Origin of the sequence: Vibrio tritonius, assembly GCF_001547935.1 — a bacterium.
GTDB lineage: Bacteria > Pseudomonadota > Gammaproteobacteria > Enterobacterales > Vibrionaceae > Vibrio > Vibrio tritonius.
Map to the genome: position 1 here is coordinate 624,645 of NZ_AP014635.1, position 23,324 is coordinate 647,968.

Consider the following 23,324-nt stretch of genomic DNA (forward strand, 5'->3'; position numbering starts at 1 on the left):
AAGTTCGTTGTTGAGTGGCTTGGAGACGATAAAAATCAAGGAGGAATGATGAGAGACATAACACCGGATATTAGCGATAAATACGGTTCTAAGGTCACATTACTTGATCTACCGTTACAGAACTTCGGCCAACGATTTTCTTTTTGGGGTGAAGTTGTTACGGTTCGTTGCTATCACGATAACTCGAAAGTGAAAGATATCCTGCAAACCAATGGCAAAGGCAAAGTCTTAGTGGTTGATGGCCATGGCTCATGCCAACGGGCGTTGATGGGCGATCAAATTGCGATTTCAGCGATTGAGAATGATTGGGAAGGCGTCATTATTTATGGTGCTGTCCGCGATGTCGTTGCTATGTCTGAAATGGATCTAGGTGTCAAAGCGCTTGGTACATGTCCGATCAAAACAGAGAAGCGTGGGGCTGGCGAAGTGAATGTGAAACTCTCTTTGCAAAATCAAATCGTATTGCCGGGAGATTACATTTATGCCGATTGGAATGGCATGCTCATCTCTCCTGTTGAGCTAGATCTGACTTTTTAGCTTGTGCCACATAGCGTAATTTAAAAGCGAAATCCTAATCCAACTTCTACATCTTGTTGCCACTCTTGATAACCGAGAGTGGCATGCAAATCTATCTTATCTGATACTCGGTATTGACTGGAAAACTCGGCAGAAAGGGTATCACTATCCGATTCTTGAAGATCTTTATGATAGGAACTGATCACAGAGTGAAGTGTACTTTTGAGCAATAAGCGGTCGCTGTATTGATAACTCAGGCCACTCATAAAGCTTTTCTCGGAGAGTTCTGATGATGCACTAGTACCTAAGCTGGTCCCGATAAAGAGATCTATATTTTCAAACAGGGAGTAGCGATAACCACTATCCACCACCCATCCATCGACGTTATTGCCATTCTGCTGGCTACTGAAAAACAGCTTGTGCGGCGAAACGGGTGTTGCAGAATCATCTATGAGTTCTGGTAGCGTGTAAGCTTGTGCCGATACGGATAACAACAAACATGAACTCACTACCCATGCGAGTTTCATTATTGTTCCCTCTAATTAATGTGTACCCAAATGACCTCAATTAAACCCCTATGAGTTCTCCACGTAGCGTGCCTTGCAATGAGAAATCCTAGAGAGTCACTTGATTTAAGCATAGACGAGTTTAGTCAAATCGTCAGATTGTAATCTCCCCTAAGTCTATGTGCTTTGTACAAAATATCGTTGTTGTGAACAAAAGTAACCGATTCTATAGGGATTTTTATTATTTCAAGTGCATATGCGTGGTGGAGGGAAAAAAATACATTTTTTCATTGACTCATTGTGTGAAAATGGGTTAAACGTAGTGTCACGCAAACACAAGAGTGACACAAGAACGTCTATGTTATCCATCAGCCTAGTAGTAATGACCACCACCATTATTATTACCGACATTACGCATGTTGGGGCAGGCTGCTGAGCGTAAACAAATCACAAAAAAAGGCCTGTATCCCAACGATACAGGCCTTTTTTTATACTAATTAAAAATCTTCTCGGAGGAAGGGATGCGAGTATTAAAGTTTGGGGGTTCGTCGTTAGCGGATGCTGACCGTTTTTTAAGAGCGGCAGATATTATCGCCAATAATGCCAAGCAAGAAGAGGTTGCTGTTGTTCTTTCAGCACCAGGAAAAACCACCAATAAGCTTGTTGCTATTATCGAAAGTGCTATGCGTGATGGTGAGGCTGAATTGCAAGTAGAACAACTTGAAGGGGAATTTTACCAGTTGTTCAACAACATTAAAGCAGCTCTGCCAAATATCGATGGCACTGATTTTAGTGAGAAAGTTCGCCAGTCCATGTCCTCACTCCGCTCGTTTGTTCATGGTATTACCTTGCTGAGTATGTGTCCTGATAACATCAATGCTCGTATTATCAGTAAAGGCGAAAGGATCTCCATCCAATTGATGAAAGCGGTGATGGAAGCAAAAGGGCTAAATGCATTTTTAATTGATCCTGTCAGCTATTTAGTGGCGAAAGGAGACTACCTTGAAGCTGCTGTTGATGTTGATGCATCAACAAAAAAATTCCGTCAAGCACCGCTGCCTGAAAATCATGTTTGTATCATGCCAGGTTTTACAGCGGGTAACGCTAAGCAGGAATTAGTCTGTTTAGGCCGTAATGGTTCCGATTACTCTGCTGCAGTACTAGCAGCCTGTTTACGTGCTGATTGTTGTGAGATTTGGACCGATGTTGATGGGGTCTACAACTGTGACCCTCGTTTGGTTAAAGAAGCACGCCTACTTAAATCACTCAGTTATCAAGAAGCGATGGAGCTCTCTTATTTCGGCGCATCAGTGATGCACCCAAAAACCATCGCTCCGATTGCTCAATTCCAAATTCCATGCCTGATTAAAAACAGTTTTAATCCACAAGGGGCTGGCACATTAATTGGTCAAGATACTGGTGAAGATCAACTGGAAATTAAAGGCATTACGACTCTGAGTAACCTGACGATGGTGAACGTTTCAGGTCCAGGAATGAAAGGCATGGTTGGCATGGCAAGTCGTGTATTCAGCACCATGTCATCTCACGGAGTGTCTATTGTACTTATTACTCAATCTTCTTCCGAGTACAGTATCAGTTTTTGTATCGAGGCTGAGCATAAGGCGCAGGCTCAATTCGCTCTTTCAGAAGAATTTGAACTTGAATTGAAAGATGGTTTGCTTGAGCCGGTCGACTTTATCGACGATCTTGCCATCATTAGTTTAGTGGGAGATGGTATGCGTACTACTTGTGGTATCGCATCTCAGTTCTTTAATTCATTAGCCGAAGTGCATGTTAATATCATCGCGATCGCACAAGGCTCTTCAGAACGCGCTATTTCAGCAGTTATTCCTGAAAGCAAGATTTCAGAAGCCGTTAAAACCTGTCATGAGAACTTTTTCAACTCCAAGCACTACCTTGATGTGTTCGTCGTCGGTGTCGGTGGCGTTGGTGGTGAACTGATTGATCAAATCCATCGTCAACAAGAAAAGCTGGCGCAAAAGGGCACTATTATCCGCGTGTGTGGTTTAGCCAATAGCCAAGGGTTGCTTCTCGATAGCGAAGGGTTAGAGCTAGAACACTGGCGTGACCAGCTGAAAAATGTGACAGAAGAGTTTAGTCTGGCTCGATTAATTGCCTTGGTTCAACGTAATCACATTATTAACCCAGTATTAGTTGACTGTACTTCAAGTGATGAAATTGCGAGTCAGTATGCCGAGTTCCTTGCTGCGGGCTTCCATGTGGTGACGCCAAACAAAAAAGCGAATACAGGTAGCATGGCTTACTACCAACAACTGCGTGAAGTTGCGCGTCAATCGCGTCGTAAGTTGATGTATGAAACTACTGTTGGTGCTGGCTTGCCTGTCATTGAAAACTTGCAGAACCTTATTGCTGCTGGTGATGAGTTAGAACAGTTCCACGGTATTTTGTCAGGTTCACTCTCTTTTATCTTTGGTAAACTGGATGAAGGTTTAACTCTAAGCCAAGCAACGTTACTGGCCAAAGACAAAGGCTTTACTGAGCCAGACCCTCGTGATGACTTATCAGGTATGGATGTCGCACGTAAGTTGCTGATTCTTGCCCGTGAATCGGGGCTTTCTCTCGAGCTTAGTGATGTGGTTGTTGAACCTGCATTACCACCAGGTTTTGATGCGAGTGGCAGTGTCGAAGAATTCATTGCTCGCCTGCCAGAAGCGGATGCTTATGTTAGTGAGTTATCTGCGCAAGCGGCTGAGCAAGGCAAGGTATTACGATATGTGGGTGAAATCTCTGATGGTAAATGTTACGTACGAATTGCCATGGTTGATGAAAACGATCCTATGTACAAAGTAAAAGAAGGCGAAAACGCATTAGCGTTCTACAGCCGTTATTATCAACCAATCCCATTGGTACTTCGTGGTTATGGCGCAGGTACTGAGGTAACAGCAGCAGGTGTATTCTCCGACGTGATGCGCACACTTGGCTGGAAATTAGGGGTGTAATTGAATGAGTTCAAATGACATGGGCGTAGTTGTCTACGCTCCCGCTTCCATTGGTAATGTCAGTGTTGGTTTCGATGTGTTGGGTGCGGCAGTCTCTCCGGTCGATGGCACTTTGCTTGGCGACCGTGTTGAAGTAAAGACAGGTAATGAACCTTTTTCTCTAGCAGCGGTTGGACGTTTTGTTGGGAAGTTACCGAGTGACCCTAAAGAAAATATTGTGTATGACTGTTGGCAAGTGTTCGCTCGTGAAATTGCCAAGAAAAATGTTGAATTAAAGCCTGTCGCCATGACGCTCGAAAAGAACATGCCAATTGGTTCTGGTTTAGGCTCTAGCGCGTGTTCTATTGTTGCCGCTCTTGATGCGCTAAACCGTTTTCATGGCCAACCTCTGAATGAAACCGAATTGCTCACTCTAATGGGGGAAATGGAAGGTAAAATTTCCGGTGGTGTGCACTATGATAACGTGGCGCCATGCTATCTAGGTGGCGTGCAGTTGATGGTGGAAGAGCTGGATATTATTAGCCAAGAAGTGCCATGCTTTGATGATTGGTATTGGGTTATGGCGTATCCGGGAATTAAAGTATCAACCGCTGAAGCAAGAGCCATTTTACCAGCACAATACCGTCGCCAAGACATTATTGCCCATGGTCGTTACCTTGCTGGTTTTGTGCATGCTTGTCATACTGGGCAGGGTGAATTAGCGGCTAAGATGATCAAGGACGTTATCGCTGAACCTTATCGTCAAAAGTTGTTGCCGGGTTTTCCTGAAGCTCGTAAATATGCACTGTCTGCCGGTGCGTTGGCGACTGGCATTTCTGGTAGTGGCCCAACGCTGTTTAGCGTATGTAAAGAAAAAGAGGTGGCTGAACGAGTTGCTCGTTGGCTAGAACAAAATTACGTGCAAAACGATGAAGGGTTTGTACACATTTGTCGATTAGACAAACAAGGTTCGAAAGTGACAGGAAGTGAGCTATGAAGCTTTACAATATAAAAGAAAATGATGAACAGGTATCCTTTGGACAAGCTGTACGCCAAGGTTTAGGTCGTAACCAAGGCTTGTTTTTTCCAGCTGAACTGCCAAAGTTTGAAGACATCGACTCCCTGCTAGCGGAAGATTTTATCTCTCGCAGTACCAAGATCCTTTCCGCATTGATTGGTGATGAGTTATCAAAAGAGAAAGTGGCGGAAATGGTTGGCAATGCTTTTCAATTTCCGGCACCTATCAAAGCGGTAAAAGATGGTGTTTATGCGCTTGAGTTATTCCACGGTCCAACACTCGCGTTTAAAGACTTTGGTGGCCGCTTTATGGCTCAATCTCTTGCAGCAGTATCCGATGGCGGCAAAATCACGATTTTGACTGCAACCTCAGGGGACACAGGTGCAGCAGTTGCTCATGCTTTTTATGGCATGGAAAACATCAACGTTGTTATCCTGTATCCCAAAGGCAAAATCAGCCCGTTGCAAGAGAAGCTGTTCTGTACTCTAGGCAAAAATATTCATACGGTAGCGATAAACTCAGATTTTGACGCTTGCCAAGCATTGGTGAAAAAAGCATTTGATGATGAACCATTGCGCCAACAGGTTGGTTTGAACTCTGCTAATTCAATTAATATCGCTCGTTTGATGGCGCAAATCTGTTATTACTTTGAAGCTGCATCGCAGATGAGTAAAGCTGAGCGCGAAAATTTAGTGATTTCAGTACCAAGCGGTAACTTCGGTAACTTGACGGCCGGTCTTCTTGCTAAAGCTCTAGGTTTGCCAGTGAAACGCTTTATCGCGGCAACGAATGCTAATGACACTGTGCCTCGTTATCTTGAAACGGGTAAATGGGATCCTAAGCCAACTGTAGCAACGACATCAAATGCGATGGATGTGAGCCAACCTAATAACTGGCCACGTATTGAAGAGCTATGTCGTATTAAAGACTGGGGCTTAGAAACATTGGGTCGAGGTGCTGTTCGTGATGATGAAAGTGCGGCTGAAGCGGTTCGTGAACTGAACAAGCTTGGTTACCTGTGTGAACCACATGGTTCAATTGCCTACCGAGTGTTAGAAGAGCAGCGTAGTGCTGATGAAACAGGTTTATTCCTGTGTACTGCTCACCCAGCGAAATTTAAAGAAGTGGTTGATTCTATTCTTGAATCGGACATTGAGTTGCCAGCACCCCTAGCGAAACATGCTGCGATGGATCTACTCTCGTTGAATTTTGATGCAGACTTTGCTCAATTGCGTGAACTGCTAGTAAAAGTTAGCGGCTAATTTTATTTTCCCTTTCTATATCAATAGCAAGGGAAAATGAACATAAAAAAAGCGGTGCATTGCACCGCTTTTTCGTTCAACCTATTACCGAATTACATAGATTCAGTAAAAGTACGAGAAATAACGTCACGTTGTTGTTCTGGAGTTAGTGAGTTGAAACGCACTGCGTAACCAGATACACGGATAGTAAGTTGAGGGTATTTTTCTGGATGGTCAATAGCGTCCAGTAGAGTATCACGGTGTAGAACGTTTACGTTTAGGTGTTGACCACCTTCTACACGAGGAGCTGCTTCAATTGCTACTTCGCGGCTTTCGTAATCACCGAGATCGCTTAGAGGAACGACTTGATCCGCGTCGAAACCTTTTGTTGCAGCAACACAACGAGCTTCATTGGTTTCAGAATTGATCAACCAAATAGAGTTAAGTAGTTCGTCGTTAGCTGCTTTAGTAATTTGAATACCTTGGATCATCACAATCTCCTAAACCACTCAGAGTGGTGTTTGTTGGTGTTAAATTTCAATTCTTAGTTGAGCTGGGTATTGTATACCTAATGTCCATAATTATAGTATTGATTTAGGTCAAATAACAACAATAAACCTTATTTCGATAGAGGTTATTTTTTTGATTTGAATCAATAAGGTTAATAAAAATAAGGGGCTAACAATATAGTTGATGATTTAAAAAATAGTTAAACGTCATAAATGTTGTAAAATTACTACATTTATGACGTTTGATTAGTTCTTATTGCGTAATATCAAACTGTTATAAAGTAAATCTGAAAGTAAAAAGTGATTTAATGACAAATTCCAATATGGTAAATGACAACAAGTGGGTTGGTGCACATGTATCGGCAGCTGGTGGTGTTGATCAAGCTCCAGTAAGAGCGAAAGAGATCGGGGCTAACGCCTTTGCTTTGTTCACTAAAAATCAAAGGCAGTGGGTGGCAAAACCACTGGATGAGAAGACGATTGCTAATTTTAAGCGTAAGTGTGCCGCTCTTGGTTTTACTGCCGAACAAATCTTGCCGCATGATTCCTATTTGATCAATTTAGGGGCTCCCGATGAAGAAAAGCTGGCTCAATCACGAGCGGCGTTTATTGATGAGATGGAAAGGTGTGAGCAGTTAGGCCTTAAGCTATTGAATTTTCATCCAGGTAGCCACCTTAAGAAAATTTCTGAAGAGGAGTGCTTGCGTAAAATTGCCGAGTCTATCAACTTGGCTCACCAAGCGGTACCAAATGTCATTGCTGTGATTGAAAATACAGCAGGACAGGGATCTAACTTGGGTTGGCGCTTTGAGCATTTAGCACAAATCATTGAGCAAGTTGAAGATAAAAGCCGGGTTGGTGTATGTATTGATACTTGTCATACCTTTGCTGCGGGATACGATCTGTCGACGATAGAAGCTTGTGAAACCACCTTTGCTGAATTTGACCGTATTGTCGGTATGCACTATTTAAGGGCAATGCATATTAATGATTCAAAGAATCCTTGTGGAAGTCGAGTTGACCGCCATCATTCATTAGGTGAGGGAACCATCGGTTGGTCGTGTTTTGAATATATAGCAAAAGATCCTCGTTTTGATCGTATCCCGCTGATTTTAGAAACAATCAATCCAGATATTTGGGCTGAAGAAATCAATAAATTAAGGCAATTCCACTTAGAGGCGTAAACTATTTTGGGCTAATTCACAATTCTGGCATCTTTCTTTCATATAGAATAATGGCTTAGTAGTATCGGAGGAAGTCGTTATGTCAGTAGTTATGTTTATGGTTAGTCCACGCCCAATGCCAGTGCCAAATCGCCATGTTAATGGTCAAGGCCATCATCGTTCTCCACAAAGAGCGGGCAAATGAGTGTATAAAGTTAGGTTGATGGCTGAGGGTCCTGCATTCTGAATGTAATTAGGTATACAATGACCTGATTACTTTAAAGAATTAAGGATCTTTTTATGACTCAGTCATTGACCTGGCATGAAGTGATTGGTGCCGAAAAAGAACAGGCTTATTTCCAACAAACATTGCAATTCGTCGAAGCTGAACGACATGCTGGAAAAGTTATCTTCCCGCCAGCAAAAGATGTATTTAATGCATTTCGTTTTACTGAGTTTAATCAAGTAAAAGTCGTGATGTTAGGTCAAGACCCTTATCATGGTCCAAACCAAGCGCATGGATTGTGTTTTTCTGTCCTTCCTGGCGTACGAACGCCCCCTTCTTTAGTTAACATCTATAAAGAGATGACTCAGGATATTTCTGGTTTTATCACGCCAAACCACGGTTATTTAAAACAATGGGCCGACCAAGGAGTATTGTTGCTTAATACCGTGCTGACTGTAGAGCAAGGTAAAGCGCATTCGCACGCCAATACTGGATGGGAACAATTTACCGATAAAGTGATTGATGCGTTAAATCAGCATGGTGAAGGAATTGTATTCCTGCTCTGGGGGGCGCATGCGCAGAAGAAAGGACGTATGATTGACACTCAGCGTCATTATGTCCTTAAGGCACCTCATCCATCACCGCTATCTGCTCATCGCGGTTTTCTAGGTTGTCGGCATTTTTCTCAAACTAATCAGATTTTGCAGCAACAGGGGAAAAAACCAATAGATTGGCAAATATCAGTGGATGCTCCAGAAGTGCAGTGAGCACTTTTATCAGAAAGTAAAACTTCGACGCTAGTCAAAGTGTGGGGTGGTTAACTTTTATACACTGAGAAAAAGTGTGTAAAGGAGCTGCATTATGATGATTGAACGGATAAGGCGTGAGCATGGTTATATGACGCGTCTATTAGTGATTCTTCGCAGTAAACTCGAAGCATTGCAAGCTGAAGAAAGTGTGAATTATAGCCTTATTAAAGAGGTTGTTGATTATCTCTGTACTCATTCAGAAGCAGTTCATCACCCCAAAGAAGATATTATTTATCACTACTATATAGAGAAGTATGGTAATGATGACAGTATGGTGAACTTAGAAAGAGAGCATCTGGCACTAGCGGATAAAACCCACGACTTCTTAAATATTATTGAGATGATTTTGCAAGATGCGATAGTGCCTCAAGATCTCTTTATTAAGCAGTTGGAAGATTTTATCGTAACGCAGAAGCAGCATCTCGATGTTGAAGAACGCTCTGTTTTGCCGAAAATTGTTGAAACATTCACTGTCAACGATTGGCGAAAAGTGGAGTCTCAATGGAATAAAAGTGAAGCTGATCCATTGTTTGGTGACACCATTGCCGATCGCTATAAACAGCTAGCTAAGTTGGTGCGAGAAAACTCTCTGGAGTGTCATTAGAGTTTGCGGTGTGGTCGGTACAACATGTGATAAATAAAAGAGGCGTCTTAGACGCCTCTTTTGTTTATCTGATGTATATCAGCTGAGGTTAGTACTGAATGTCATCGATATCGAGACAGACATCCATATCCATTAGCTCTTTTTCGAGCCGTTTTTTATCACGTATTGCTTCGATTTCTCTCCACATCCTTTTTCCCGGTTTACTACTGCGGGCTGCGCGAATTTTATTAATCTCATTTTCCAACAGTTCCACGAAGTGCATATCATCCATAAGCAAGCCTCATCTGCGTTGTTGTGGTCAAGATAACTGTGAATTCAGTCATTCCCTCAATGCTGTAAATAGCACAACTGCGATCACTCTATCCATTGTTTGTTTCTCAAATGTTACGTTTTATTTAAGTTTTTTCTGACTTTGAGCTCGAATTCACAGTTTTACCACTTCGGGATAGTGCAAATTTTGTTCAATTAGATTGGGCAAACGTTTTCGTTGGTAAAAAAACCTTGTTAAAAAACTGTTGTGAAAAAAGGGAAAGGAAGTATTTGTGGTTATTTTTTGAGCGAACGATACTTTGACCAGTTTTTTTATCTGATTAGATAGCTGGACTCCGTTGAAACCCCTTTATTCTCAAGGGATGAGATTCATCTATGCTACAGAGAGACCATTGGCTGGTTTTTGTGCGCAAATGTTTATTTTTTGTTTTGTATATGTTTCTTGTTTGTTCTCTTGTTGGAGAATGGAGTGTTAATAATTGGTGATTTTACGGTAAAAAATAACAAATGTATGCTACTCGATTCCTATTGATTTTTGTGATTTGAGCCTGCATTATCCGCCCGTCAAAAAATGCGCTGAATAATCATGAACGGATTCCATGGCCACATATCGGTTAGGAGTGCCTAACTAATAATCTATAAATTCGCAGCGCGATGTACTCCATAATACATTTCGATAAATACGGCTGGGACAGCGTCAAACACTCTACGAGAGGTTCTTGTGACAGACTTAATTAATTTACTGAATGACCTACTTTGGGGGTCGATTCTTGTTTACTTATTAGTGGGTGTTGGAATCTACTTCACACTCCGTTTGGGTTTTATCCAAATTCGCCATTTCGGCCACATGTTCTCTGTTTTGAAGAACAGCCGCAAAGATGACAGTGCTGGTATCTCTTCTTTCCAAGCTCTTTGTACCAGTTTAGCTGCTCGTGTCGGTACTGGTAACATGGCCGGTGTTGCGGTGGCATTGACAGCTGGTGGCCCTGGTGCCATTTTCTGGATGTGGGTCACTGCGATGCTCGGTATGGCGACATCATATGCAGAAAGTACTTTGGCACAGCTATACAAAATTCGTGACAAAGACGGTAACTACCGTGGCGGTCCTGCTTACTATATGGAAAAAGGTTTGGGCATGCGCTGGATGGGCGTGTTGTTCTCTGTTTTCTTACTTATTGCGTTTGGTTTGGTATTTAACGCCGTACAAGCAAACTCAATCACTAACGCTATCCATACAGCTTTCAATTATGATGAAGTTTATATTGGTATTGTGATTGTGATTTTGGCTGGATTCGTGATCTTCGGCGGTATCCGTAAAATTGCACGTACTGCAGAAATCATCGTTCCATTTATGGCGTTGGCTTATCTAGCAATTGCTCTATTTGTTGTTTTCTCAAACATTGAGAAACTGCCTGATATTATTGCTCTTATTTTCAAAAGCGCTTTCGGCTTCCAACAAGCTGCTGCTGGTGGGGTTGGTTATGCAATCGCTCAAGCTATGATCAATGGCGTGAAACGTGGTCTGTTCTCTAACGAAGGTGGTATGGGTTCTGCGCCAAATGCGGCAGCAACGGCGACACCGTATCCGCCACACCCAGCATCACAAGGTTATGTGCAGATGCTTGGCGTGTTTATGGACACCATCGTTATCTGTTCTGCTACTGTGGCTATCATCCTGATGTCTGGTGAGTATGTACCGCATAGTGAGATCACTGGTATTGAACTGACTCAACGAGCTCTAAGCGCACAAGTGGGTGGTTGGGGTAGCACATTCATTGCACTTGCGATTTTCTTCTTCGCATTTACATCGATTATTGCTAACTATGCATACGCTGAAACGAACTTGATCTTCTTAGAACACAAGAACAAGAAAGGTTTGATTGTCTTCCGTATCATTTTCTTAGGCATGGTTATGTTTGGTTCTCTTGCCAACTTACCAACAGTGTGGTCTATGGCTGATGTATCTATGGGCTTGATGGCGATAGTTAACTTGGTGGCGATTCTGTTGTTGTCTGGTATCGTGGTGAAATTAACCAAAGATTACAACCAACAGCTTAAAGCAGGTAAACTGCCTACGTTTGATGTTAACGAGTACCCTGAGTTGAAAGCGCAACTTGAAGAAGGTATTTGGGATAACAACAAAAATGCTTAATCGGTAATACCAATTCATAAGATTGAAAAAGCCATGCAGACACTGCATGGCTTTTTTTGTACTCTAGAGACAAACAAAATATTGATAAATTTGCTCAACACTGAATTGTTAGGATGCCATTATGCTGATTGTTGTCTCTCCCGCGAAAACTCTGGATTACGAATCTCCGTTACCAACCGAACGACATACATTCCCTGAGTTGACTGAACATTCATCGGAACTGATAGATGTGTGTAAGACCTTAACGCCGCAAGCGATCTCTGAATTAATGAAAGTGAGCGATAAAATCGCTGGTCTAAACGTTGCACGCTTTACTCAGTGGACTCCACATTTTGATTTTGAAAACTCACGCCAAGCGATATTTGCGTTTAAAGGTGATGTGTATACAGGGCTTGAAGCTGAAACGTTAGATGAAGAAGGTCTTGAATTCGCTCAGCAACATTTAAGAATGTTGTCCGGTTTGTATGGTGTTCTTAAGCCATTAGATTTGATGCAGCCTTATCGATTAGAGATGGGCACCAAGCTGGAAAACCCTCGAGGGACAAACCTGTATCAGTTTTGGGGGAACATCATTACCGATAAAATCAATGAAGCGCTAGCAGAGCAGGGTGATAATGTTCTGGTTAACTTAGCTTCCAATGAATATTTTAAAGCAGTTAAACCAAAGGCGGTTGATGGGACAATTATTACACCAGTCTTTAAAGACGCTAAGAATGGTCAATACAAGGTGATCAGTTTTTATGCTAAGAAAGCGCGTGGCATGATGGCCCGCTTTATTATCGACCGCCAGGTCGGTTCGATTGAGGAATTAAAACAGTTTGATACGGCTGGTTATTACTATGTACCGGAAGAGTCTACAGCGACTGAGTTAGTATTTAAACGCGAAGAGCAGTAAGCATGCTATTTGATACTCACTGTCATTTTGATTTTGCGCCATTTGCACCGATTGAAACATCCTTAGTGAAGGCGCAAGCGGCAGGAGTATCAAAAATCCTCATCCCAGGGACTAAAGCTAAGGGGTGGGAGACTATTTCTCAGCTTACCCAGTTGCATCCTCAGCAGTTGTGGGGAGCTTATGGTCTGCACCCTTACTTTCTGCATGAAAAGAGTGCTAGCGTGCTTGTGGCGCTTGATAAAGCCCTCGCCGAGCGCAATTCAAATATTATTGCAGTAGGCGAGTGCGGGCTTGATGGGGTTGTGGATGTGCCTGCTCAGTTGCAAGAAGCGATATTTGTCGCACAAATTGACCTTGCGCAGCAGCACCATTTACCTTTGATTTTGCATTGTCGAAAACAACACCAGCGGTTGTTTAAGCTATTAAAGTCGTCTCGCTTTGAGTTTGGCGGAGTGCTGCATGGTTTTTCTGGCAGTGTTGAGCAGGTAAAACCCTTCATTGATCTTGGCTTTAAAGTGGGGATTGGTGGGGTAATTACGTATCCTCGCGCCAATAAAACCCGACAAAGCGTGGCTAGGTTGCCTGTGAACTCACTGGTGTTAGAAACCGATGCGCCAGATATGCCCCTTTGCGGGTACCAAGGGGAGCCAAACCATCCAGCCCATTTGCCGCAAGTGTTAACGTGTTTGGCTGAGTTAAGACAGGAAACCCCCCTCGAATTAGCGCAGCGTTTATGGCGAAACAGTCATGAGGTTTTTCACCTTAATGGATAGGTGTTTGGTTAACGTTAGCGGCAAATAGCCGGCCTCATTTAAACCTAAAACAAAGGGGCATAATGCCCCTTTGTTGATAGGAAAGTAAGCAACGCAATTGCTATTCACGCTCTTTGGTGTAAGGCACACCAACCGCTTTAGGTGCAATTGCTTTGCCAATAAAGCCAGCAAGTAGGAACACGGTAAGGATGTAAGGCAGTGCTTCGATAGCTTGTACCGGCACATCAAAACCAGCGATGGTGACACCTTGTAGGCGAATGGCTAGCGCATCCAAGAAACCAAACAGTAAACAGGCTGCCATGGCATTGAGCGGACGCCATTTACCAAAGATTAACGCAGCAAGTGCCATATAGCCTTTACCTGCGCTCATATTGGGAATGAATTGCGCCGTTTGTCCTACCGATAGGTAAACCCCACCCATACCGACCAAGATCCCACAAATGATTTGCGCACTGTAACGCATTTTAACCACTGAAATACCCGCAGTATCAACTGCCGCAGGCGATTCACCAACCGCGCGTAAACGCAAACCAAAGCGAGTTCTAAACAATATGAACCACGAGATGGGAACCATGATAAAGGCCAAGTATTCGATCAACGAGTGACCGCTTAGCAACTCGGAATAAATCTGACCAATCACAGGAATATCTTGTAACGCATCTGCACCGGGTAATGTTATTGGTGCGAAGCGACCATCTCCTGAGAGCGCGGGTGTATTTCCTCCTTGGTGGAACCAGTAGCGACCAAGCGTTACTGTTAAACCGGCAGCAAGAATGTTAATGGCCATCCCACTGACCACTTGATCACCTCGGTGCGTGATAGAGGCAAAGCCATGAAGCAACGAAAACAGGATTGAGATGCCTATCCCTGCACCAAGTCCAAGCCAGGCTGAACCGGTCACGTAAGCCGTGGCAGAGCCTGCAAAGGCAGCGGCCAGCAGCTTACCTTCTAGACCAATGTTGACCACACCAGAGCGTTCACTGAACATCCCGGCTAATGCAGCTAGAATCAGAGGCGTTGCCATACGAATGGTGGAGTCGAGAATTTGAATGATCGTTTCAAACATTAGGCTTCCCCTTCAATTTGACGATGAGCAAAGAGGCGTAGATAGAGTTTTTCAAGAGATGGTTTGAACATGTGTTCTAATGCACCACTAAACAGGATGACAAGCCCTTGTAGCACCACAACGATATTCCGGTCTACACCGTATTCAAAGCTTAACTCAGCGCCCCCTTGGTATAAAAAGCCAAACAGCAGGCTAGCAAAGAAAACCCCAATTGGATGGTTACGTCCCATTAGTGCGATGGCAATACCGGTAAACCCAAATCCTTCCACAAAGCCGAGCTTAACCTGATGCAGTTCTCCCTGTAGAACGTTAACCCCAAAGAAACCCGCCAGCATGCCAGAGACCAGCATAGTGATGACCACTACTTTGACGTAGTTGATCCCTGCGTAAGAGGCCGCTGATGGATTCGAACCAATAGAGCGGATTTCATAGCCCCAGCGAGTATGCCAAATTAGCAACCAGACAAATAAGCAGCAAATTAACGCAAAGAAAAAGCTGATGTTCAGTGGGCTTTGCGCCATATCGATACCCACCATTGCCATTACATCGTGCATTTGTGGTAGCCAACTGCCTTGAGCAAATACACGTGTTTCGGTAGCCATTGACCCCGGCGCTTTTAATACATCAACCAGCAAGTAGGCCATCAACGAAGATGCAATAAAGTTAAACATAATGGTTGTGATAACTATGTGTGACCCTCGCTTCGCTTGCAGGTAAGCGGGAATGAAGGCCCACAATGCGCCAAACAGGCCACCCGCAACGATACTGCAGGGTAAAACCACATACCAAGGTGCTATGTCGCCCACGCTTAAACAGATCAAGCCAACGCCTAAACCCCCGACGTAAGACTGACCTTCAACCCCAATATTGAATAGCCCTGCGTGATAGGCCACTGCCACCGCTAAGCCGGTGAAAATGAATCCGGTGGTGTAGTAAAGGGTGTAACCAAAGCCTTCCGAGTAACCGAAAGCTCCAGTCCACATCACTTTCACTGCATCAACAGGGTTAATGTCGATGTACATAAACAAAAATGCAGAGACAATAAATGCGACAAGAACATTAATTGCAGGCAATAGGCCGATCGTGACCCAAGCGGGAACCTTAACTTGACTCATGCTTATTCTCCTTGTTCTTGTTTAATATGGTCAGGAACAATATTTGCCATCATTAGACCAAGGGTTTTTTCATCCGCTTTATCGGCAGAGACTTCACCGACAATTGCCCCATCAAACATGACTAAAATACGATCTGCTAAAGTGAGGATTTCGTCCAGTTCAACCGATACGAGTAGAACGGCTTTCCCTGCATCTCGACTGGCGATAATTTGCTGGTGAATGTACTCAATAGCACCGATATCCACGCCACGTGTTGGTTGTCCTACTAATAGAACCTCTGGGTTTTCTTCCATTTCACGAGCAATCACCAATTTTTGTTGGTTACCACCGGAGAAGTTGGCTGTTTTGAGATGAATATCGTTTGGACGTACATCCCATTTTTTCATGCTCTCTAAACACAACTGGGCGATGGCTTGTTTATTTTGCAATAGGCCTTTGTTGTATTTAGGGAGGTTGTGATAACCCAAAATGTATGCTTCTTGAGCATCGAATTTGTTGATTAAACCTTGTTTGTGACGATCTTCAGGAATATGACCGACACCAATATTGCGAATTTGTTGCGGATCAAGTTGGTGATCGGTATTAATGACATGGTCGTTGAGGAAAATTTCACCTGAAGTGGGCGATATCATACCGGACAGCAATGATAAGATTTCTGACTGTCCATTGCCTGACACGCCAGCAATACCAACGACTTCTCCAGCACGAACACTGAAATTGACGTGTTTAACTCGCTCAACACCTGATTTGTCAGTAAAGCACAGGTCAACCACCTTGATGCGCTCTTGCGATGGTATTGCAGGGGCTTTGTCCACTTTTAAACGAACTTTACGCCCTACCATCAACTCAGCTAACTCTTCTTTATTTGTATGTGCCGTTTCGACGTGCGCGACCATTTCGCCTTGACGCATGACCGAAATATTATCTGTGATTGCCAATACTTCACGCAGTTTGTGCGTAATGATGATCACGGTAGTGCCTTGCGCTCGTAGCTTGTCTAAAATCACAAACAAGTGATCAGCTTCTTGCGGAGTTAGCACTCCGGTTGGTTCATCGAGAATCAAAATGTTGGCATTACGATACAGCGCTTTGAGAATCTCGACGCGTTGCTGAATACCAACTGGCAGTTCTCCCACTGGAGTATCCAAAGGCACTTCTAGTCCATAATCTTTTGCAAGTTGATGCAGTTTTTTACGAGCCGAAGAGAGGCTTTCTTTTAGTTGCCAATGGGTTTCGGCACCTAGAATAATGTTTTCCAAAGCCGTAAAGGTGTCCACTAACATAAAGTGTTGATGCACCATACCAATACCGGCTGCAATGGCTTCTTGAGAATTGGTGGGGTGATATTTTCGCCCTGAGACGATCATTAGTCCCGAATCGGGTTGGTAGAATCCATAGATGATGCTCATCAATGTTGATTTACCTGCCCCATTTTCTCCAATGATGCCATGAATAGTGCCCGCAGGAACCTGTAGATCGATACTGTTGTTGGCATGCACCGCACCAAAACGTTTATCGATTTCCTGTAGCTCTATGGCGAAATTATGAGCTTGAGTCACGAGATAACTTCCTGAATAAGAGAAAAAGACAATAAAAATGCACTTTGTTGCTTATTGCTCTGTGCAAAGTAACACGCCGCTTACATGAGCGGCGTGGTTTTTATTTCTATGAAATCATTAAGTTAGAACTTACAGGTGTTATCTGTAGTGTAATCGTGAACTTTGATTTTTCCTGAGATGATATCGGCTTTGATGCCTTCAACGTAGGTTTTTACTTCCGGAGTGATGAGGTCTTTATTGTATTGGTCAATGGCGTAATCAAGCGCGTTATCTTCAAGGCCAAGAACGGTCACTCCGGCTTTCCAAGTGCCATCCATCTCATCGTGCCAGCTCTTATAAGCGGCTTGACCCACTTTTTTCACCATAGACGTTAGCATAGTGCCTGGATGAAGGTGGTTTTGGTTTGAATCGACACCAATCGCGTATTTGCCTGCATCTGCGGCTGCTTGGTAAACCCCTAAACCTGTACCGCCAGCAGCGGCATAGATTACGTCAGCACCCTTTGAAAACTGTGCTTTAGCTAGCTCAGAACCTTTTGCTGGGTCATTAAATGCAGCACCCGTTGAGCCAGTCATGTTAGCTAGTACTTTTATATTTGGATTAGCAAATTTGGCACCTTGCTCGTAACCACATTCAAATTTGCGAATAAGAGGGATGTCCATACCACCGACAAAACCGACAACGTCTGATTTAGAGTATTTTGCAGCAATCGCACCAACAAGGAATGAGCCTTCGTGCTCTTTGAAGATAATAGATTGCACATTGGGTTTGTTTACGACTGAATCAAGAACAACGAAGTGGATATTTGGAAACTCAGTAGCGACTTTGTCTACTGCCGATACCATATTAAAGCCAACAGCGACAATCGGTGTAAAACCGCGACTTGCTAGACGACGTAAGCCTTGTTCACGTTGAGCTTCATTTTGTGGCTCGAATTCACGAACTTTGTTGCCTTCCGCGTTCATAACTTTAACGCCATTTTGGTAAACAGCTTCGTTAAATGATTTATCAAATTTGCCTGTGGTGTCATAGATGACAGCAGGTTTTGCTGCAGCTAATACGTTAAAAGAAGATACTGCTAGTGCAAGTGTTGTGAGTTTTAAAATGGACTTTTTCACAATTAAATCCCTATGTTGCAATGCCACTGTCTCTGTTTTCAATCCAAATTGAAAACGTATGTAGTAAAAAAAAACGGTACCTTAAATCCTGAGCTTTGCCCCAAATTAGGGAAGCCTCTAGGGGAGTCGTGTTAGGTACAAATAGCGACTCAGTTTATCGTTTGCTTAGAAAAAAAAAGTGGATTACTTCACATCAAGTCACATTTTTATCTTAAATAAACGAGTTTATTCTTTGTGGTTGTTAATTATTTGTTGGTATTGGTAACTCAATTTAACATTAATGGTTTTAAAAGGTGATCTGAACGACTTTATTTCATGCAAACGTTTCTTTGGCGCAAAGTGGTGCAATATTCACTAAAATGGTGCAATGTGGGAATAATGAGTTTTTACTGCGTCAATGAGAAAGGATTTGATGAAAGCGTTGTGTGAGTGAGAAAGTAACCAAAAAGTTAACTTGTTTTGCACGACTCACTTCACCTTTTTGGCATATCTATCCCAATCCAAGTGAGCAAGTATGAAAAATACGTGCCAATGAGTGTGATGAGACACTCATGTTTCACGGTGTAAAGAGGTTAAGGTTTGAAATAGAAAAGTCACGAATAGGTAGTCAAGATAAGATAAGTAATCGTTATCTTGTGGGTTACTTGCAAGCGCAAACGGTTGCTGTTAGATCAAGTTTTGTGAAAAAATAATGTTAAATTTATGTGATTTTTTAGTGTGTTCAGAGCGGGGTTTTTAGTTTTACCGTGATGAAACTCTCAAATAGAGATGTACGCTGATAAATCTGTTCATAAAAGCGTGAGCGGCTCATTACTTTTAATTAAGTCGTGCGTATAATCCGTGCCCGAAATTAATACAGTGTCCATCACCACAACTACTAACCTGGAAGGAAATCATAAACTATGAGCCTGTTTATGAGCCTAGTCGGCATGATTGCTCTCATTGCGTTTGCAGTGTTGCTTTCTGATAACCGCAAAGCTATCAATTTAAGAACCGTGGGTTTCGCTTTCGTAATCCAATTTATTATCGGTGGTTTCGTTTTATACGTACCATGGGGTCGTGATCTACTTGCTGGTTTTTCAGCAGGCGTACAACACGTTATCGATTACGGTAAAGACGGTATCGGCTTCCTATTTGGAAGTTTGGTGAACTTCTCTGTCGATGGCATTGGCTTCATCTTTGCTTTCCAAGTTCTACCAACAGTTATCTTCTTCTCTGCATTGATCTCTGTTTTTTACTACCTAGGTGTGATGCAGTGGGTTATTCGCATTCTTGGTGGTGGTCTACAAAAAGCATTGGGCACTTCTCGTGCTGAATCATTATCTGCAGCTGCAAACATTTTCGTTGGTCAAACTGAAGCGCCTCTTGTTGTTCGTCCTTTCATTTCACGTATGACTCAATCTGAGTTGTTCGCAGTAATGTGTGGTGGCTTGGCTTCTGTTGCTGGTGGTGTTCTTGCTGGTTACTCATCAATGGGTGTGCCTCTTGAATACTTGGTAGCAGCTTCATTTATGGCGGCTCCTGGTGGTCTTTTGTTCGCAAAAATCATCAAGCCAGAAACTGAAAAACCAAACGAAAACATTCTTGAAGAAGGTCTTGCTGACCAAGAAGACAAACCTGCAAACCTAATTGATGCAGCGGCAAGCGGTGCGGCAACTGGTCTGCAACTTGCGCTGAACATCGGTGCGATGCTATTGGCATTCGTTGGTTTGATTGCTCTTGTGAACGGTATCCTTGGTGGTGTTGGTGGTTGGTTCGGTATGGGCGACCTATCACTACAAATGCTTCTTGGCTGGGTATTCTCTCCTGTTGCATTCCTCATCGGTGTTCCATGGAGTGAAGCAACTGTTGCGGGTTCTTTCATTGGTCAAAAACTAGTAGTAAACGAATTTGTTGCTTACCTAGACTTCGTACCATACGTTAAAGACGCGGCAAACCATGTTGTTGCAACGACAGGTTTACCTATGACCGAGAAAACTCAAGCGATCATCTCATTCGCTCTATGTGGTTTCGCTAACTTGTCATCGGTAGCAATTTTGCTTGGCGGTCTTGGTCCATTGGCTCCAAATCGTCGTCACGACATCGCACGTTTCGGTATGCGTGCAGTAGCTGCTGGTACGCTATCTAACTTGATGGCTGCTACCATTGCTGGCTTCTTCTTGTCTCTATAATTAGTTGAGCTAATTTATATAGACGCCGCCTAATAACACCCCGTAGCAAGTAATTGCTGCGGGGTTTTTTAGTTTTGGGGATATGGAAAAATCCCTGAATTCTGGAGCGACACATGTCGAAAGCACGATGCTAGGCTTGTCGTAATAGAAACTAACCAAGATAGCGCGAGGGTTTTGAGATCCAAACCGTTTGCGTTTGTCTTACTGCTAGGGATTAGTACTGAAGAGCGCTAAGGTATGCGCGAACACAGTACGAACTCAATAGCAGAATAGCTTAGGCGTTTATCAGGATGATAACGTTTAGACTGAAAACTGCAGGCCACTAGGTACTGTGCGGTGCTAGGGATAGCGATCTCCTCACTGAGGGATTCTTCAAGGAACCAAGTCCGTTCATTGTGTGCTGATGTACCTTAGGTATTGGCATGAATTAATGAATTATTTTGATCGGAGATAGAAATGAGCGATTTAAAAGCGGCGGCTTTACGTGCACTAAAATTGATGGATTTAACCACTCTAAATGACAATGATACAGATGAAAAAGTGATCCAGCTTTGTCACGATGCGAAAAGCCCGGTTGGTAACACGGCCGCTATCTGTATCTATCCTCGCTTTATTCCTATTGCTAAGAAGACGTTAAAACAACAGGGAACGCCAGATATTCGTATCGCGACGGTAACCAACTTCCCGCACGGTAATGATGATATTGAGATTGCTGTTGCCGAAACCAAAGCTGCTGTCGCTTACGGTGCCGATGAAGTGGATGTGGTATTCCCTTACCGTACCCTTATTGCTGGTGATGAAACTTGTGGTTTTGAGTTGGTGAAACAATGTAAAGCCGCTTGTGGTGAGCATGTGTTATTGAAAGTGATCATTGAAACTGGTGAGTTAAAAGAAGAAGCGTTAATTAAAGCGGCTTCTCGTATCGCTATCGAAGCGGGTGCTAACTTTATCAAAACATCAACCGGTAAAGTTCCAGTAAATGCCACTCCAGAATCTGCACGTATGATGCTTGAAGTGATTCGTGATATGGGCGTAGCTAAAACCGTTGGTTTTAAACCTGCTGGTGGTGTTCGCACTGCGGAAGATGCACAAGCGTATCTTGCAATGGCGGATGAAATTTTAGGTAATGATTGGGTTGATAGTCGTCATTACCGTTTTGGTGCATCAAGCTTACTAACCAATCTATTGAATACCCTAGAAGTTACAGATCAAACGGCTGATCCTGCCGCGTACTAGTCAAACGTTTGGCGAGGGAAATACTTCGCCAATCTATTGGTTTATCGATATAACCGGTCTGTAAATAGGGATATCTTATGTTTTTAATTCAAGAAATTATCCGCAAAAAGCGCGATGGTGAGACCTTGAGTGCGGAAGAAATTCAGTTCTTTATTCAAGGTGTCGCCAATAATACCGTTTCTGAAGGTCAGATTGCAGCCTTTGCTATGGCGGTCTATTTTCGAGAAATGACCATGCCTGAGCGCATTGCGCTGACTTGTGCGATGCGTGATTCTGGCATGGTATTGGATTGGACATCGATGCAGTTTGATGGCCCTGTGGTGGATAAACACTCGACAGGGGGCGTGGGTGATTTAACATCGTTAGTGTTAGGCCCTATGGTTGCCGCCTGCGGTGGCTATGTTCCTATGATCTCTGGAAGAGGCTTAGGCCACACAGGTGGTACGTTGGATAAGTTAGAATCCATACCGGGTTACAACATTACACCAACAAACGATTTGTTTGCTCAAGTGACTAAGCAAGCTGGGGTGGCGATTATTGGCCAGACAGGCAATTTAGCTCCAGCAGATAAGCGCGTTTACGCTACGCGCGATATTACCGCGACCGTTGATAATCTTTCGTTAATCACCTCGTCGATTTTGTCGAAGAAATTGGCGGCGGGCTTAGATGCGCTAGTGATGGATGTGAAAGTTGGTTCGGGGGCGTTCATGCCGACCTACGAGTTATCGGAAGAGCTCGCTGAGTCGATCGTTACCGTGGCAAATGGCGCAGGCACTCGAACAAGTGCCTTACTTACTGATATGAACCAAGTATTGGCATCGTCCGCTGGTAATGCATTAGAGATTCGAGAATCGATTCGTTTTCTAACGGGAGAGTACCGTAATTCTCGTTTACTCGAAGTGACACTAGCACTTGGTGCTGAAATGCTGGTGTTGGGTGGGCTAGCCCAAGATATAACATCAGCTACAGCGAAATTGCAGCAGGCACTCGATGATGGCAGTGCGGCAGAGCGCTTTGAACGCATGGTGGCTGGACTTGGTGGACCCGTCGATCTGGTCGAAAACATGAACCGTTATCTGCCAGCCGCTAATGTGATTAAACCCGTATTTGCGCCACATTCAGGCGTTATCAGCTCAATGGATACGAGAGCCATTGGTATGGCGGTCGTGGGATTAGGTGGTGGCCGTCGTGTTGCTGAAGATGTGATTGACTACTCTGTTGGTATGGATCAGTTTCTGGCTCTTGGCGATAGGGTTGATACTCAAACACCAATTGCGATGTTACATGCGAAAAATGAGCAAGATTGGAAGGTTGCTGCAGAGCAGTTGATTAAGGCTATCAATATTAGCGACAGCGCGCCAAGCTTACCGATGATTTATCGTTCTTTGCGAGCTTAAAGGCTAGACAAGACGACTGG

The 23,324-nt window shown here is 43.5% G+C and carries 20 protein-coding genes and 1 other annotated feature; of the genes, 13 read left to right on the forward strand and 7 right to left on the reverse strand.

Features of this window, described 5'->3' with window-relative positions; translation table 11 throughout:
• Positions 1-48: 48 nt before the first annotated feature.
• Positions 49-537, forward strand: coding sequence for a putative 4-hydroxy-4-methyl-2-oxoglutarate aldolase (locus JCM16456_RS02895; RefSeq protein ID WP_068712197.1), 489 nt, complete (start codon positions 49-51; stop codon positions 535-537).
• A 20-nt stretch (positions 538-557) separates the two neighbouring features.
• On the opposite strand, the gene JCM16456_RS02900 is transcribed toward JCM16456_RS02895, so the two are convergent.
• The gene (locus JCM16456_RS02900; RefSeq protein WP_068712198.1) at positions 558-1,043 is read right to left on the reverse strand and encodes a hypothetical protein; all 486 of its coding nucleotides are present in this window, start codon (positions 1,041-1,043) and stop codon (positions 558-560) included.
• Between the two features lie 344 nt (positions 1,044-1,387).
• Positions 1,388-1,513, forward strand: a sequence feature (Thr leader region).
• A gap of 30 nt (positions 1,514-1,543) precedes the next feature.
• Here JCM16456_RS02900 and thrA point away from each other — a divergent pair.
• From thrA to thrC, 3 genes are read left to right on the forward strand one after another with little or no spacing between them, the layout of a single operon-like run.
• Complete coding sequence (gene thrA / locus JCM16456_RS02905; protein ID WP_068712199.1) at positions 1,544-4,003, forward strand: bifunctional aspartate kinase/homoserine dehydrogenase I; 2,460 nt, start codon at positions 1,544-1,546, stop codon at positions 4,001-4,003.
• Positions 4,004-4,022: 19 nt separating this feature from the next.
• On the forward strand, positions 4,023-4,979 hold the full coding sequence (gene thrB / locus JCM16456_RS02910) for a homoserine kinase (protein ID WP_068712200.1): 957 nt from the start codon (positions 4,023-4,025) through the stop codon (positions 4,977-4,979).
• On the forward strand, positions 4,976-6,262 hold the full coding sequence (thrC, locus tag JCM16456_RS02915; RefSeq protein WP_068712201.1) for a threonine synthase: 1,287 nt from the start codon (positions 4,976-4,978) through the stop codon (positions 6,260-6,262). Before thrB ends, thrC begins: the two co-directional genes overlap by 4 nt.
• Positions 6,263-6,354: 92 nt before the next feature.
• Here thrC and grcA read toward each other — a convergent pair whose 3' ends face one another.
• The gene (gene grcA / locus JCM16456_RS02920) at positions 6,355-6,732 is read right to left on the reverse strand and encodes an autonomous glycyl radical cofactor GrcA (protein ID WP_068712203.1); all 378 of its coding nucleotides are present in this window, start codon (positions 6,730-6,732) and stop codon (positions 6,355-6,357) included.
• Positions 6,733-7,058: 326 nt separating this feature from the next.
• Here grcA and nfo point away from each other — a divergent pair, with 326 nt between their 5' ends.
• The 3 genes from nfo (at position 7,059) to JCM16456_RS02935 (ending at position 9,552) form a co-directional block, all read left to right on the forward strand.
• On the forward strand, positions 7,059-7,934 hold the full coding sequence (gene nfo, locus JCM16456_RS02925) for a deoxyribonuclease IV (RefSeq protein ID WP_068712205.1): 876 nt from the start codon (positions 7,059-7,061) through the stop codon (positions 7,932-7,934).
• 279 nt (positions 7,935-8,213) lie between these two features.
• Positions 8,214-8,906 (forward strand): uracil-DNA glycosylase, encoded by a 693-nt coding sequence (gene ung, locus JCM16456_RS02930; protein WP_068712207.1) that lies wholly within the window; start codon positions 8,214-8,216, stop codon positions 8,904-8,906.
• 94 nt (positions 8,907-9,000) lie between these two features.
• Positions 9,001-9,552, forward strand: a complete 552-nt coding sequence (locus JCM16456_RS02935; protein ID WP_068712208.1) for a hemerythrin domain-containing protein — start codon at positions 9,001-9,003, stop codon at positions 9,550-9,552.
• Positions 9,553-9,640: 88 nt separating this feature from the next.
• Here the strand turns inward: JCM16456_RS02935 and JCM16456_RS02940 are convergent, their stop codons facing one another.
• Positions 9,641-9,823 carry a DUF3545 family protein gene (locus JCM16456_RS02940; RefSeq protein ID WP_068712209.1) on the reverse strand — a complete coding sequence of 61 codons (183 nt, stop codon included), beginning with the start codon at positions 9,821-9,823 and terminating at the stop codon, positions 9,641-9,643.
• Between the two features lie 720 nt (positions 9,824-10,543).
• Here JCM16456_RS02940 and JCM16456_RS02945 point away from each other — a divergent pair.
• From JCM16456_RS02945 to JCM16456_RS02955, 3 genes are all read left to right on the forward strand, one after another.
• A complete protein-coding gene (locus JCM16456_RS02945; RefSeq protein ID WP_068712210.1) occupies positions 10,544-11,974 on the forward strand; it encodes an alanine/glycine:cation symporter family protein in 1,431 nt (476 codons plus the stop codon).
• 121 nt (positions 11,975-12,095) lie between these two features.
• Positions 12,096-12,869: a peroxide stress protein YaaA gene (gene yaaA, locus JCM16456_RS02950; protein ID WP_068712211.1), complete on the forward strand. Its 774-nt coding sequence runs from the start codon at positions 12,096-12,098 to the stop codon at positions 12,867-12,869.
• Between the two features lie 2 nt (positions 12,870-12,871).
• The gene (locus tag JCM16456_RS02955) at positions 12,872-13,642 is read left to right on the forward strand and encodes a TatD family hydrolase (protein WP_068712213.1); all 771 of its coding nucleotides are present in this window, start codon (positions 12,872-12,874) and stop codon (positions 13,640-13,642) included.
• 100 nt (positions 13,643-13,742) lie between these two features.
• On the opposite strand, the gene JCM16456_RS02960 is transcribed toward JCM16456_RS02955, so the two are convergent.
• From JCM16456_RS02960 to JCM16456_RS02975, 4 genes are all read right to left on the reverse strand, one after another.
• Positions 13,743-14,708, reverse strand: a complete 966-nt coding sequence (locus JCM16456_RS02960; RefSeq protein WP_068712215.1) for an ABC transporter permease — start codon at positions 14,706-14,708, stop codon at positions 13,743-13,745.
• Positions 14,708-15,823, reverse strand: a complete 1,116-nt coding sequence (locus tag JCM16456_RS02965; RefSeq protein WP_068712216.1) for an ABC transporter permease — start codon at positions 15,821-15,823, stop codon at positions 14,708-14,710. The genes JCM16456_RS02960 and JCM16456_RS02965 overlap by 1 nt, the downstream gene beginning before the upstream one ends.
• Before the next feature lie 2 nt (positions 15,824-15,825).
• Complete coding sequence (locus tag JCM16456_RS02970) at positions 15,826-17,382, reverse strand: ABC transporter ATP-binding protein (protein ID WP_068712219.1); 1,557 nt, start codon at positions 17,380-17,382, stop codon at positions 15,826-15,828.
• A gap of 122 nt (positions 17,383-17,504) precedes the next feature.
• Positions 17,505-18,500 carry a BMP family lipoprotein gene (locus tag JCM16456_RS02975; RefSeq protein ID WP_225250766.1) on the reverse strand — a complete coding sequence of 332 codons (996 nt, stop codon included), beginning with the start codon at positions 18,498-18,500 and terminating at the stop codon, positions 17,505-17,507.
• 902 nt (positions 18,501-19,402) lie between these two features.
• Here JCM16456_RS02975 and JCM16456_RS02980 point away from each other — a divergent pair.
• The 3 genes from JCM16456_RS02980 to deoA all read left to right on the forward strand — a co-directional run bounded on the left by JCM16456_RS02980 (position 19,403) and on the right by deoA (position 23,304).
• Positions 19,403-20,671, forward strand: a complete 1,269-nt coding sequence (locus JCM16456_RS02980; protein ID WP_068712223.1) for a NupC/NupG family nucleoside CNT transporter — start codon at positions 19,403-19,405, stop codon at positions 20,669-20,671.
• 456 nt (positions 20,672-21,127) lie between these two features.
• Positions 21,128-21,907 (forward strand): deoxyribose-phosphate aldolase, encoded by a 780-nt coding sequence (gene deoC, locus JCM16456_RS02985; RefSeq protein WP_068712224.1) that lies wholly within the window; start codon positions 21,128-21,130, stop codon positions 21,905-21,907.
• Between the two features lie 77 nt (positions 21,908-21,984).
• Positions 21,985-23,304 carry a thymidine phosphorylase gene (gene deoA, locus JCM16456_RS02990; protein WP_068712226.1) on the forward strand — a complete coding sequence of 440 codons (1,320 nt, stop codon included), beginning with the start codon at positions 21,985-21,987 and terminating at the stop codon, positions 23,302-23,304.
• Positions 23,305-23,324 lie beyond the last annotated feature (20 nt).

Excerpts from the sequence above, each read along its gene's own strand:
- JCM16456_RS02895 (WP_068712197.1), top strand. The coding sequence starts at position 49 with ATGAGAGACATAACACCGGATATTAGCGATAAATACGGTTCTAAGGTC.
- JCM16456_RS02900 (WP_068712198.1), bottom strand. The coding sequence starts at position 1,043 with ATGAAACTCGCATGGGTAGTGAGTTCATGTTTGTTGTTATCCGTATCG.
- thrA (WP_068712199.1), top strand. The coding sequence starts at position 1,544 with ATGCGAGTATTAAAGTTTGGGGGTTCGTCGTTAGCGGATGCTGACCGT.
- thrB (WP_068712200.1), top strand. The coding sequence starts at position 4,023 with ATGGGCGTAGTTGTCTACGCTCCCGCTTCCATTGGTAATGTCAGTGTT.
- thrC (WP_068712201.1), top strand. The coding sequence starts at position 4,976 with ATGAAGCTTTACAATATAAAAGAAAATGATGAACAGGTATCCTTTGGA.
- grcA (WP_068712203.1), bottom strand. The coding sequence starts at position 6,732 with ATGATCCAAGGTATTCAAATTACTAAAGCAGCTAACGACGAACTACTT.
- nfo (WP_068712205.1), top strand. The coding sequence starts at position 7,059 with ATGACAAATTCCAATATGGTAAATGACAACAAGTGGGTTGGTGCACAT.
- ung (WP_068712207.1), top strand. The coding sequence starts at position 8,214 with ATGACTCAGTCATTGACCTGGCATGAAGTGATTGGTGCCGAAAAAGAA.
- JCM16456_RS02935 (WP_068712208.1), top strand. The coding sequence starts at position 9,001 with ATGATGATTGAACGGATAAGGCGTGAGCATGGTTATATGACGCGTCTA.
- JCM16456_RS02940 (WP_068712209.1), bottom strand. The coding sequence starts at position 9,823 with ATGGATGATATGCACTTCGTGGAACTGTTGGAAAATGAGATTAATAAA.
- yaaA (WP_068712211.1), top strand. The coding sequence starts at position 12,096 with ATGCTGATTGTTGTCTCTCCCGCGAAAACTCTGGATTACGAATCTCCG.
- JCM16456_RS02955 (WP_068712213.1), top strand. The coding sequence starts at position 12,872 with ATGCTATTTGATACTCACTGTCATTTTGATTTTGCGCCATTTGCACCG.
- JCM16456_RS02960 (WP_068712215.1), bottom strand. The coding sequence starts at position 14,708 with ATGTTTGAAACGATCATTCAAATTCTCGACTCCACCATTCGTATGGCA.
- JCM16456_RS02965 (WP_068712216.1), bottom strand. The coding sequence starts at position 15,823 with ATGAGTCAAGTTAAGGTTCCCGCTTGGGTCACGATCGGCCTATTGCCT.
- JCM16456_RS02980 (WP_068712223.1), top strand. The coding sequence starts at position 19,403 with ATGAGCCTGTTTATGAGCCTAGTCGGCATGATTGCTCTCATTGCGTTT.
- deoC (WP_068712224.1), top strand. The coding sequence starts at position 21,128 with ATGAGCGATTTAAAAGCGGCGGCTTTACGTGCACTAAAATTGATGGAT.
- deoA (WP_068712226.1), top strand. The coding sequence starts at position 21,985 with ATGTTTTTAATTCAAGAAATTATCCGCAAAAAGCGCGATGGTGAGACC.